The sequence below is a fragment of the Candidatus Poribacteria bacterium genome, assembly GCA_009839745.1.
Lineage (GTDB): Bacteria > Poribacteria > WGA-4E > WGA-4E > WGA-3G > WGA-3G.
In genome coordinates this window covers 23,023-34,780 of record VXPE01000075.1, presented here as the reverse complement: position 1 = coordinate 34,780, position 11,758 = coordinate 23,023, and the positions used below count along the sequence as shown (strand labels likewise).

The 11,758-nt window shown below is 49.4% G+C and carries 13 protein-coding genes; 12 read left to right on the top strand and 1 reads right to left on the bottom strand.

Features of this window, described 5'->3' with window-relative positions:
* The first annotated feature begins 52 nt into the window (after positions 1-52).
* The 9 genes from F4X88_12360 (at position 53) to F4X88_12320 (ending at position 7,731) form a co-directional block, all read left to right on the top strand.
* Positions 53-1,081 carry a flippase-like domain-containing protein gene (locus F4X88_12360; protein ID MYA57083.1) on the top strand — a complete coding sequence of 343 codons (1,029 nt, stop codon included), beginning with the start codon at positions 53-55 and terminating at the stop codon, positions 1,079-1,081.
* 1 nt (position 1,082) lies between these two features.
* Positions 1,083-1,898, top strand: coding sequence for an amidohydrolase (locus tag F4X88_12355; protein MYA57082.1), 816 nt, complete (start codon positions 1,083-1,085; stop codon positions 1,896-1,898).
* A gap of 190 nt (positions 1,899-2,088) precedes the next feature.
* Positions 2,089-2,436 (top strand): hypothetical protein, encoded by a 348-nt coding sequence (locus tag F4X88_12350; protein MYA57081.1) that lies wholly within the window; start codon positions 2,089-2,091, stop codon positions 2,434-2,436.
* A 19-nt stretch (positions 2,437-2,455) separates the two neighbouring features.
* The gene (locus F4X88_12345; protein MYA57080.1) at positions 2,456-2,677 is read left to right on the top strand and encodes a hypothetical protein; all 222 of its coding nucleotides are present in this window, start codon (positions 2,456-2,458) and stop codon (positions 2,675-2,677) included.
* A gap of 65 nt (positions 2,678-2,742) precedes the next feature.
* Positions 2,743-3,912 (top strand): hypothetical protein, encoded by a 1,170-nt coding sequence (locus tag F4X88_12340; protein ID MYA57079.1) that lies wholly within the window; start codon positions 2,743-2,745, stop codon positions 3,910-3,912.
* 64 nt (positions 3,913-3,976) lie between these two features.
* Positions 3,977-4,519, top strand: coding sequence for a hypothetical protein (locus tag F4X88_12335; GenBank protein MYA57078.1), 543 nt, complete (start codon positions 3,977-3,979; stop codon positions 4,517-4,519).
* Positions 4,520-4,591: 72 nt separating this feature from the next.
* The gene (locus F4X88_12330) at positions 4,592-4,909 is read left to right on the top strand and encodes a hypothetical protein (GenBank protein ID MYA57077.1); all 318 of its coding nucleotides are present in this window, start codon (positions 4,592-4,594) and stop codon (positions 4,907-4,909) included.
* 134 nt (positions 4,910-5,043) lie between these two features.
* Positions 5,044-6,660: a hypothetical protein gene (locus F4X88_12325; protein MYA57076.1), complete on the top strand. Its 1,617-nt coding sequence runs from the start codon at positions 5,044-5,046 to the stop codon at positions 6,658-6,660.
* A 138-nt stretch (positions 6,661-6,798) separates the two neighbouring features.
* A complete protein-coding gene (locus F4X88_12320; protein MYA57075.1) occupies positions 6,799-7,731 on the top strand; it encodes a PorV/PorQ family protein in 933 nt (310 codons plus the stop codon).
* Here F4X88_12320 and F4X88_12315 read toward each other — a convergent pair whose 3' ends face one another.
* Positions 7,732-8,424 (bottom strand): gamma-glutamyl-gamma-aminobutyrate hydrolase family protein, encoded by a 693-nt coding sequence (locus F4X88_12315; protein ID MYA57074.1) that lies wholly within the window; start codon positions 8,422-8,424, stop codon positions 7,732-7,734.
* A gap of 179 nt (positions 8,425-8,603) precedes the next feature.
* On the opposite strand from F4X88_12315, the gene F4X88_12310 reads away from it, so the two are divergent.
* The 3 genes from F4X88_12310 (at position 8,604) to map (ending at position 11,716) form a co-directional block, all read left to right on the top strand.
* Positions 8,604-9,368 (top strand): hypothetical protein, encoded by a 765-nt coding sequence (locus tag F4X88_12310; protein ID MYA57073.1) that lies wholly within the window; start codon positions 8,604-8,606, stop codon positions 9,366-9,368.
* A gap of 117 nt (positions 9,369-9,485) precedes the next feature.
* Positions 9,486-10,931, top strand: coding sequence for a tRNA (N6-isopentenyl adenosine(37)-C2)-methylthiotransferase MiaB (gene miaB / locus F4X88_12305; GenBank protein MYA57072.1), 1,446 nt, complete (start codon positions 9,486-9,488; stop codon positions 10,929-10,931).
* Positions 10,931-11,716: a type I methionyl aminopeptidase gene (gene map / locus F4X88_12300; GenBank protein ID MYA57071.1), complete on the top strand. Its 786-nt coding sequence runs from the start codon at positions 10,931-10,933 to the stop codon at positions 11,714-11,716. Before miaB ends, map begins: the two co-directional genes overlap by 1 nt.
* Positions 11,717-11,758: the final 42 nt, after the last annotated feature.

Here is an 11,758-nt window from a genome sequence, read left to right as displayed (position 1 = left end):
CGCCATTTCTTCTTGACAATTAAATTCTTCACATATACTATGATACGAATCCCTGAAACAGAAAACATTCACAATACACACAGCGAGCGCGCCTTTGGACAAAAAGCAAATTCAACGGGTTACCAAAATCGGTTTACCGACGGTCTTAGCAGTCGTTATAGCATACTTCCTTTTAAAAGAGATCGACATTCAAGAAATACCCAAAACCCTGAGCCGATTGTCAATCAAAGCGCTCTGCATCGGGTTCGGATGCTATTGTGTGTTAGTCTTAGCGAAAGCCCTCCGCTTCCGGGCACTGCTCAATCTTGAGAGTGGCGTCCATCAGGTCTTCCCAATCTTGGCGATGCACACCTTTTGGGGCAATATCCTCCCGATGCGGACAGGCGATGTGTCTTATGTCTATCTGATGCAACGCCGTCAGAAGGTGGATGCAACGCAGGGAGTCGCTTCGCTGCTGGTAGCAAGCCTGATAGATTTGGTACTGCTGATGTGCCTGGTGGTCGCTACGGCGTGGCTCCTGCGCGCTGCGCTTCAAGACACGTTTTCTGGCACGGTTCTCTATCTCATACCGCTTCTGATGGGAGGTGGCTTGGTCGCTGTAGTGGTTTTTGTCTACGCTGCACCGCATGCCTGTATGAGATTCGCAGAACGGTGTGCGAGGCCTCTATTGGCACTTGAAAAGCGATCGGTTTCGTGGACAGTCGATAAAGTTTTGGCAGTGCTTCAGGAACTCACGAGGTTCCGATCACATCGGCGGTTCTTGGAGGTTTGGCTATATTCTGTCCTGTGTCTCGCAATCCGTTTTGGGTTCCAATGTTACCTGGTCACCGAGATGGGTGTTGACATTCCGATGACCGAAGTGCTGTTCGCGCTTGCATTTACCAACGTTTTCAATCTGTTACCCATTCAAACCGTCGGTAATTTCGGGACAACGGAATTCCCTTTCGTCTGGTTGCTAAACCATTTCGGCACCTCTATAGAGGTCGCCACTGTTACTGGATTCAGTTTGCACATTCTAATCCTACTTTACTGTTTACCCTTAGGCGCGTTCGGGTTCTTGATGAAACCGAAGGAGAAATAATATGAGAATTATCGATCCACATGTTCATGTTTGGAAAAACGATCCCCAATTCCCATGGGCACCAGAGACGACAAGTCCACCTGAAGAAGATGCAACGGCAGAGATGCTCTTGGAATTGATGGCGGCGAACGGTGTAGAGAAAACCGTTCTCGTTCAAGTCATCCATTACCGCTGGGATAACAGTTATGCCGCAGATGCAATGAAAAGGTATCCCGATAAATTCATGGGTGTCTGCCGAATCAATCCCGAAGATCCGGATGCCCCCGATCACCTCAGCCGTTGGACGGAGGAGGATGGCTTCCACGGGGTGCGACTCAGTCCTTCTGTCGGTGAGGCGGGCGACTGGTTCGCGGGACCGTTGATGCCACCGATCTTCCGTCGTGCGGAAACCCTCGGGGTCCCGATGCTGATTCTCACAGGAGCGGAGAGATTGGCAGATCTCGTGCCACTTTTGGAACAACACCCGGACCTTGATGTCGTCATAGACCACATGGCAGACTGCTCGCCGGACGCCCCTGACAAACTTGAATTGCTGCTGAACCTCGCACGGTTTCCTCGCGTCTACGTCAAAATTAGCCACACATGGTCAATATCGGAGACAGGGTACCCGTGGACAGATACCTTTGAACAGGTTAAGAAGGTATATCAGGCATTCGGAGGTTCACGGCTGATGTGGGGAACAGATTGGCCCGTCTGTCTCAAACGCGCCAGTTATTCAGAGACTTTATCGGTCGTGCGTGATGAGATGGATTTCTTCACACCCGAAGACCGGGAGTGGGTGTTAGGAAAAACCGCACTCCGTCTCTGGCAATTCTGAAAATTTTTTCTCTTGACAAATTTTCGCGCGTATGGTATCATAAGAGAATTAAGTTAAAGGCAATAACGTATCCCCGTTCCCAACCCTCTGCAAAAAATAGCACCGTGGCAAGGCACCACGCTTTACAAACCCTTATACGCTTTTAAGGGTCAGGTTTCAACCTCACTCTATCCACACGGGAGGAAAAACGATGCCGTTCTGTCCACAATGCAATGCTGAATATAAGCTAGAAGTATCGATGTGTTCGGATTGTCACGTAACGCTCGTGCCACACCCCATACAAATGGAGGTTACGGAATATGGGGACTGGGATACGCTTGAATCTGTCCCGAATGAATTAGCGGGAAATATCCTCCAAAGTGTCTTGGAGGAGGACGGTATCCCTGCTCGCCTCCGCTGCCATGAAGCCCCTAATTATGGTGGCGTGAAAGGCAATATCTGGCAATCCGAATGGGGCGATCTGCTTGTGCCGGCGAATCTACTGCCACAAGCACGAGAGTGCCTTAACACCTATTTCGATTCATTACAAGACCGTTAAAATCCGCAGGCAGGTTGTCATGAAAGCCGATCAACTCTACCTCTTTAAAGAAGCAAAATCCCACAAATCTCACAGCCGCATGGCTAATAAGGTGCATGTAAGAGGACATCGTCGGCGTAACGGGAGTTACGTCAGGGAGCATTGGCGGAGCCGACCCAACCGAAGGTTTGGTACTTTCAAACGGATTAATTCAACAGAGGAGCAGCTTTCCTTCGTTGTCAACAGTGATACCTCAGATTGACACACCTAACAAGCCCTCTTCCTGATAACTGATAGCCACAACAAGGCACTTCTGAAAAAAATGCTATGATCTACTTTTTGCGACGCTTGCATGTATCCCATTGGACGTTCCGAGGCCTGCAAGCACACACGATTTTACTGTTTCTCATCGTGACGACTCCACTCTTCAGCGAGGTCTACCGTATCAAAAAAGGCGATACCCTTCTGATTGCGGTAGTCGGACAACCTGAATATACACACTCTGCACAGGTCCGCGAAGATGGCAGAATTAGTTACTTCAGTGGCGATCTTGACGTTGCTGGACAGACAGTCGAGACGGTCAACCAACAGATCCGCGAGTTCCTCATCTCAGAGGGACTTATCAGGAATCCCGTCGTCATGGTCTCACCGGTGCTACAAGAGAACGGCGTTTTCGTCGGGGGTGCAGTCAAACTTCCCGGACGCTACCCCATTTCCCCAGAAATCGACATCGGTTTATACCGTGCCATCACACTCGCGGGCGGTCTGGCAGAGAATGCCGATCACCAAGTCGTCCAATTAATCCGAACCGACATACCAGAGAAGGTCGAAATCTACGACCTCTCACCGACCCACCCTTACCGCGATATCCGCGTCAGCGTCAACGATCTCGTGTTCGTGATGCCCCTCAGTGTCGTTGAAGTCCAAGGACAGGTCCAGACCCCCGGCAAACTTTTTATTCGAGGACAAATTAGCCTTAAAGAGGCACTCGCCCGCGCAGGCGGTACCACCGAAGAGGCAGACCTAACCGCCATTGTCCGAGTCGAGAAGAACGGGAGTCTGTCCGAGTTCAACCTCGCCGAGCAGTTCTGGAGATCCACCCCGAACGATGCCCCTCTTCCTTCTTTGTCAGACGGTGACGTGTTGTTTGTGCCGAACGTCTTCAAAGTCGATCCTATCTATGTGATCGGCTATGTTCGTGAACCGGGTGCCCAACGGGTTCGCGGACCGTTGACAATCGCGCGAGCCATCGCGCTCAGTGGCGGGTTTGATGCAGCAGCGAACCGTGAGGAAATCCGCATTCACCGCCGCGATGGAACGCGTCAGGAAGTGCTATTCACATTTGATGTCGTTGAAAATGAGGCGCAACCGATTCTACTCTATCCGGGCGACGTTTTAGAGGTAAAGAAGAAATTTGAGATTAATTGGAATCTCGTCAGTACCATCGTTTATATCCTTGCGACCGGCGTGAGCCTTGTCGTGAACTTAACGAATTAAAGTGTCCCAAGCGGTATACTCAAGTTGTCATCCAGTTAAGAACAACACAAAGGAAAATAGGAACATGCATGCAAATCCCTCTGAGACAATTACGCGACTTGAAGCGTTGCTACAAGCCTCCAAGAAACAGAGCAGCGATTGGGAGACAAATCCGCTCTTCAGCGAATATTTCGAACAACCTGTTCGTTTTATTACGTATACAGGCATAAAGGATCTATCGAAAATTAAAACGAAGTCTTATCTACTCAGGGGCGTTGATCCTGATCGTGAAAGGATTCAGATAGCCAAACTTCATATTTTATTTGCATTTCCGAAAGAGAAGATGCCGGATGTGAAACCCTACGTGAAAATCAGGCCAGCCGTGAAAGCCCAGAACCTTCAACAGCTTGAGGACCCAAACGAACGGTTTCATGTTGATGACGAACTTCTTCAGCAGGCGCAGCAAGACAAATCTAACGTCAACCTTGTCACACGGACAGGGCATGTTTTGAATGGATGTATCCTGCATTTTGACAAATATATTCTCTATATGCAGATTGGAGGACAGGTCGTGGTTGTGTATCGGCACGGCTTGTTTGAGTTTACAATTCCAGAGCAAGAAGATTAACGCGCTGGGAACGCCCGGTTTGGTTGGTGCGGTTTCTGAACTGCACCTTATGTATTATTTTTCAGGATAAACATGAAAAACGTTATATTTCTTTTGATTGTAGGTTTTTTGCTCACTACTATCACATACACACACGCTGCACCTTTTACCTACCATTGGGAAATAGATGAGACCCCTTCAGGCTCTGAATCAGTATCTGTGGTGAAACCGGTAGAAGTAATACTTGTTGATGAACCTGTTAAAATAAGCTACAGCACAGCTTCATTAAAATTAAGGCAACAATACGGGGTATATTTATCGGATCAGTGGAATTCCGACCTTGCTCAGTTATTGCTTTCAACCTTGGAATCTGTCCCAAAACGCTGGTATCCGCAAGATGATTGTCAGTGATCACGGCTTCCGAATCGTCAGTTTAGAGACGGTAGACATTGTTGAGGGGTTGCCCTCGTTGGATTTGAAGATTTCCGTCTAAGATTGATTTTTGCGCGGCGATGTGATATACTAAATTCAACGAGGAGGGAGTTATGAGACGTTTTGGAACCCAGGGGCGCGTGTATCCAGATAAACACTATGTCGTCTCACGCACCGAAGAGATGGCTGATTTTATTGACCGTGTCAAACAGGGACGATACATTGTTCTTTTCGCACCGCGCCAAACCGGCAAAACGACCTTTTTCCGCTGGGCACTTGAAACACTCGCTACTGAAGATGCAACCTATTTCCCGATTCAGTTGGACTTTCAAATCGTTCGCAACATCGCGTCAACTACTTTTTACGAGCGGCTCTCCTACATGATACGTAGGGAAATAGAAATCGTTTTCCAGAAACGTGAAAAAAATCCTTCAGCAGCACTCACGCAATTTTTGGAGAAAACGGACATAACCGATAACTTCTCTATGATGACGTTTTTCCAGCAACTCTCAAACTTTCTTCAAAATCAGCGAGTTGTTATTATCATTGACGAGTTCGATGGTATTCCGCAAAGGGTTGTAAGCGATTTTTTGTATGCCCTCCGCCACATTTATCTGTCTGATGCGCCTCGTTGCCCGCACAGTGTCGGTATCATCGGGGTCAAAAGCATCAACCAACTCAACTATGATCGCTCTGTCTCTCCGTTCAATATCCAAGATGAATTCCGTTTGCCGAACTTTACGCTTGAACAGGTGCAAGAACTCCTTGAACAATATACAAATGAGATTGGACAGATTTTCGCACCAGAGGTTATTGCGTCCATTCATAGGCAGACCGCCGGACAACCTGTCCTCGTCAATCGATTTGCGCAAATTCTCACGGAGGAATTAGACATCCCAAAAAACGAAACGATTACGATGGAACACTTTACAACCGCACATACCCAACTCCTCCGCGGACAGAATACCAATATTGGGCATTTAACAACCAATATTCGCAAAGACCGACGCTTTGAAAGCCTGCTCATGCGAATTATGACACGTGATGAAGGTGTGGACTTCAATCTGGATGCTGACATCATCAGCGAACTCGCTACTTATGGAGTTATCAAAGAGGGAACAGACGGTATGTGTGAGATTCTCAACCCTATTTATCTCTACCGTATTATGAGAGTGTTCAAGCCAACCGTAAATGGATTGGAGCAGGAATATTTTCCTGAAGACACCAATGATGAGAGGCGTGAGTATCTTACACCGACAGGGCAGATTGAAATGGCATCTTTACTTAACAATTTTCGGGATTTCATCGCGCGGGCGGGATTCAGAATTCTGCAAGTACCAGACACACCGCAAGAGTCGGTCGGACGACACCTTCTACTCGCCTATCTCGATGAGTTTGTTAGGTTAGTTGGCGGTATGATGCACATTGAAGTGCAAACGGGACGCGGCAGAATGGACCTCATTCTCACACATAATCATCGAAAGTACATCGTTGAAACAAAGGTTTGGAGAGGCGAGAGTCGCTATCAAGCAGGTAAAAAGCAGCTTGCAGCGTATCTCAAGTTAGAAGGTGCAACAGAAGGCTACTATGTCGTGTTTGATCACCGGCAAGCCCCGGAGTCTCGGATCGAGATGGAAACACTGGACGGTATATCAATTCGGAGTTATATTATTCCTGTAGTGCAAGAAATTCCCTCAGGGGTCTCTGATCAGAGAACGGAAACACAGTAACAAAATTATACCATTTCTGATTGAAAATGCTTCAATAAACGAGCTCTTTGTAGCATAGGCTGTTAGCCTGTGCAATCTTTGAGGCGATCTGTCAATGCGATATAATCTCTTAGAAATGGTATTAGATGGAAACAAATTATGAACCGATGCTTTACATACACGCTTATCATAGCTCTCATCCTCGTGTGCATGCCAGGAGCGGCGAATAATACCGACATCCACGAAAACGCTGGCACTCGCGCCATGACCTTCCTCAAAATCGGTGTCGGCGCAGAGGCGATGAGTATGGGGGAATCCCAAGTCGCGGCGACCGATGACCTTTACGCCTCGTATTGGAACCCCGCGGGTCTCGCAAGACTCCGACAGCCGCAACTCGCACTCATGCACAACGAATGGTTCGCTGATATTAACCATGAATTCGTCGGGTTCGGACTTCCACTTCAAGGTGCAGGCACGTTTGGCGCAAGCGCGAGTTTCTTGTCTTTCGGGGAATTGCAGGGACGGGATCGGGATGGGAATGAAACCACGATTTTCCGTCCTTATGATCTGGCACTGATTCTCTCGTATGCCCGCGGTTTCGGCAGTTCACTCGCTTTCGGGGCAAATGCGAAATTCCTGCGTGAGCAGATCGCTGACGAAAGCGGAACGGGTATCGCTTTCGATCTCGGTGGACTCTATAACTTTCCTGAGATACCGCTCACACTGGGGTTCAACGCACAGCACGTCGGACCCCGAGTGCAGTTCATAGAGGAAGCGTTCGGGTTACCTTTTACCTTCAGAATAGGCGTGGCTTACAGGCTCTGGTATGACGCCCTCCTCCTCACGACAGACATCATTCGTCCCTCCGACAACGATATTGCCATCGGGGTCGGGGCAGGCTATACGATCGGTAATGTCTTACACCTCCGCACCGGCTATAAATACAAGATCGGCGGTAACGATTTAGGCGCGATTTCTGGACTCAGAGGCGGTTTTGGGTTGACGTTCCTCCGCTTCCAAATCGACTATGCACTCATCCCGTTCGGCGTTCTCGGATTAACCCACCGCATCTCCTTAGTCGCCAATTTTTAACTATTCGGACGCTGCCGCAATAAACGCCTCAAAGAGTTTACGTCGGTGTTCCCGAAAATCGGGGGTTTCAAGCATCCGCTCCGGATGGTATTGTACACCCAGCACAAACCGCTGTGATTTATTTTCCATCGCCTCAATAATCCCTTCCGTTGTCCACGCTGTTACCTCAAAACCGCCGCCCTTCTCCCTTACTGCTTGATGATGGGCGGAATTGACTTCGTCTGTGCGTTTGCCCGTGATTTGGTTGAGTCGACTGCCCGCGACAATCTCAATTGTGTGCCGAGAATCCACATCGTTCACCTTTGATTGACAGGATGCCTCTGTTGGGAATTCCGAGGGTATATCTTGGTATAGACTGCCCCCCATTGCGACCCCCATCACCTGAATACCACGGCAGATACCAAAAACGGGAAGGTCGGCAGCGATTGCCTCTTGACAGAGCGGTATTTCCAGCGCATCGCGATCTTCGTCAACATTATATAGGGTTGGGTGCCACTCGGCATCAAAGTTGTCTGGATGAATATCGCCACCGCCTGTTAGCAAGAGTCCGTCTATGTCGTCGAGTTTAAAATCCGATACACCCGGGTAGAGTATGAGAGGTATACCTCCGAACTCTTTAACGGCTTTAATATAATTATTAGAAGGGTTGTCCTCAATATTTTCGCCAAATGTAATTCCAATAATAGGTACCATATATGAAAGCCTCCTTATTAAGTAGTTTTTCCTTACATAAATTATACCCCATTTCAGAGCCAAATAACAAACCGACCTCACTCCTGTAGGCGGGAACTCCGATTCCCGACTGCTGACAACTATAAACTTGCATTATCTGAAAACGCGTGGTATAATTTCATAAAAGAACATAAAAGAATATGATACACGAAATTAACAAAAACGAATTATCCATTACAAAAGACGGCGCACCGATACTCACTTACTGTTACGGCGACCCTGAAAACCCTCCCTATTTTCATCCGCTCTATGCACCGGATGGACGGGTAGTCACCGAGGGGGAACACACGTCAGGACACTATCCACCAGGGATCTGTTTCACATTGGGAACTGTCAACGGCGAGCAACTCGACCCGAACACACTGACCCGTGAAAGAGAACCCTCGAACGAAGGTGCCTCGGAAGATTTCACAATTGTCACGACATGGAACGCGTCGGAACCGCTGCTCGTAGAAACGTGCGCCACGGATGTCCATCCACCGCAAACTGAAGTTCAAGTGCTGGACATCGCCATCGCGTTGTACGCACCTACGGCTTCGCTTGAATTTGCGGGTAACATCGGACTCGGATGTCGGACGGTTGAGATGGAGTACCGTAAAGCCGCTGATGCAAACGGACGTCTCGGCGAATCGGAAGTAAATGGGAATCGGTCGGTATGGGGAACGCTCTCCGGCATCACCGCTGCTGAACAGAGTTCTGTAGGGGTCGCTATCTTTCCGCATCCAACAAACGGTGAAACAACGTTTCTCGCGGAGGACACATCGTTCGGGTACCTCTTCGCACAGGCAGTTCCGTTCAAAGTGAACGTCGGACTGACGCGCACGCTAAAATACCGTGTTCTCGCCTATATAGGCGATCTCTTTACAGTCGATGTCTGGAAATATCATCAAGATTATATTGGGTGAGTCGATATAATGCGGCGCGTTCGATATAAAAAGGATAGAAACTCGGCGCATTTTGCAAATCCATATAACTACGCGATATAGATCGGATTGACAAGCGTCTCCGTCCCAAGGAAATCTATGAAAAACGATAGGCTTTTCCCACTCTACAATAAAAACGAAATCGCAGATGCACCGCATCCACCACCGCAGGTCCCGCAAGACGCAAGTACTTCTCGTGCCACCCCAACACACGCCCGCCGCGTTTACATCGAAACCTATGGGTGCCAGATGAACGTCAGCGACAGCGAACTGATGGCAGGCATCTTAGCGCGAAGTGGACACCAGACGGTCCCACACCTCGACGATGCGGATGTTGTCCTCATCAACACCTGCGCGATACGGGAAAACGCCGAGACGAAAGTTATTAATCGGCTGAAGCATCTGAACCACCGGAAACGTCGCGACCCAGAACTCATTATTGGGGTCTGTGGGTGTATGGCGCAACACCTCCGAGACCGTCTCTTGGAGGCTGCCCCTTATGTTGATCTCGTCATGGGACCGGACGCGTATCGGCAGCTGCCGACGGCTTTGGATTCTTTGGCACGTGATGTCGAATCGCATGTCTCTTTGACGGATCGCGATCCCTTTGTTGGGTTACGATTGGACAAAAACGAGGATTACGCCGACCTCGCACCGATCCGAAAAGAGGGGATTCGGGCATGGCTCACGATTCAGCGGGGCTGCGATAAGATGTGCACCTTCTGTATCGTTCCGTTCGTTCGCGGTAGAGAACGCAGCCTCCCCCTAAAACGCCTCGTTGAAGATGTCGAAAAGCTCGTTGATCAGGGGTTCAAAGAGGTCGTGCTTCTTGGGCAGACCGTCAACTCCTATCGAGATAATGGTGCCGATTTTGGGGAGCTCCTCTACACCGTCGGCGAAGTTAACGGATTGGAACGCGTGCGATTTACCTCGCCACACCCGGCAGACGCAACAGACAGCATGATTGATGCTATGGCGAATTCACCAGCCGTTTGTAAACATCTGCACCTCCCCCTACAATCGGGTTCAACCGAAGTCCTTCAGCGGATGCGCCGCACCTATACAGCAGAGGAATACCGGACACTCGTCTCAAAACTCCGTGAACGCGTCCCTGATATTGCCCTCACAACCGATATTATTGTCGGTTTCTGTGGTGAAACCGATGAAGAGTTCATGGAAACGTATCAGATGATGGCAGATATCCGATACGATTCAGCGTTCATGTTCAAGTATTCCGAACGTGAGGGGACACTCGCACACAAAGCCTTACCCGATGATGTACCTGAAACAGTAAAGGGAGAACGCCTCAAACGGATCATTGAACTCCAAGAAAACATATCTACGGACCTCAACACTGCTGTCGTCGGGAACACCGTTGCAGTGCTCGTAGAAGGCGAATCCCGGCGCGACGCGGATAGATACCACGGAAAAACCGACGGTTTCAAGACGACTGTATTTCCCAAAGCGGACAGCCACATCGGAGATATCGTCAACGTTCGCGTTCACAGCACAACAGCACACACCTTAATTGGGCAGAAGGTCTAATGGACAAACTTAGAATCAAAAACAAGCTCGAAATTGAGAAGATGAAACGGAGCGGTAAGGCAGCAGCGACGGTGCTAAAGCGCATCGGAGCGGCAATCGCCCCCGGTGTATCGACTGCCGACTTGGAACGCATCTCGCAGGATACAATTGCCGAAGTCAACGCCACATCTTCCTTCTTAGGCTACCAGCTCCCCGAGCACGCGCCTTATCCCGCCACGATATGTACCTCCCTTAACGACATCGTCATTCACGGGATTCCAGACGAAAAGGAAGTGCTGCAGGAAGGCGACATTATCGGGATTGATACAGCCGTCAACATCGAAGGATACCACGGCGATAACGCATACACCTTCCCTGTTGGAGACATCTCACCGCCAGCCGCACAGTTGCTTAACGTGACACGCAGTTCTCTCTACGACGCGATTGCTGAAGCGAAACCCGGAAACCGTATCGGCGACATATCTTCTAAACTACAAGGCGGTGCAGAGTCCGCAGGATTCTCTGTCCTCCAGAATTTTGCTGGACACGGTATCGGGCGGAATCTCCATGAAGCACCAGAGATCCCGTGTCTGGGGGTCGCTGGCCGCGGTTTACGTCTGAGACCGGGGATGGTCCTCGCCATTGAAACGATGGTGAATGTTGGGCTGCCCGATGTCCAGATACTGGAAGACGGTTGGAGCGTCTCAACGCTTGATGGCACGTTATCCGCGCTCTTTGAACATACGGTGGCGATCCTCTCAGACGGACCCGAAATTCTAACGGGGAGCTCATTGTGGGATCTTTAAATAATTAACATCTGGGCACTGCTCCATTACATTACGCAGTGG

Bases quoted from the DNA above. Each gene is read 5' to 3' on its own strand.
- F4X88_12355 (MYA57082.1), top strand. From the start codon at position 1,083: ATGAGAATTATCGATCCACATGTTCATGTTTGGAAAAACGATCCCCAA.
- F4X88_12350 (MYA57081.1), top strand. From the start codon at position 2,089: ATGCCGTTCTGTCCACAATGCAATGCTGAATATAAGCTAGAAGTATCG.
- F4X88_12345 (MYA57080.1), top strand. From the start codon at position 2,456: ATGAAAGCCGATCAACTCTACCTCTTTAAAGAAGCAAAATCCCACAAA.
- F4X88_12340 (MYA57079.1), top strand. From the start codon at position 2,743: ATGATCTACTTTTTGCGACGCTTGCATGTATCCCATTGGACGTTCCGA.
- F4X88_12335 (MYA57078.1), top strand. From the start codon at position 3,977: ATGCATGCAAATCCCTCTGAGACAATTACGCGACTTGAAGCGTTGCTA.
- F4X88_12330 (MYA57077.1), top strand. From the start codon at position 4,592: ATGAAAAACGTTATATTTCTTTTGATTGTAGGTTTTTTGCTCACTACT.
- F4X88_12325 (MYA57076.1), top strand. From the start codon at position 5,044: ATGAGACGTTTTGGAACCCAGGGGCGCGTGTATCCAGATAAACACTAT.
- F4X88_12320 (MYA57075.1), top strand. From the start codon at position 6,799: ATGAACCGATGCTTTACATACACGCTTATCATAGCTCTCATCCTCGTG.
- F4X88_12315 (MYA57074.1), bottom strand. From the start codon at position 8,424: ATGGTACCTATTATTGGAATTACATTTGGCGAAAATATTGAGGACAAC.
- F4X88_12310 (MYA57073.1), top strand. From the start codon at position 8,604: ATGATACACGAAATTAACAAAAACGAATTATCCATTACAAAAGACGGC.
- miaB (MYA57072.1), top strand. From the start codon at position 9,486: ATGAAAAACGATAGGCTTTTCCCACTCTACAATAAAAACGAAATCGCA.
- map (MYA57071.1), top strand. From the start codon at position 10,931: ATGGACAAACTTAGAATCAAAAACAAGCTCGAAATTGAGAAGATGAAA.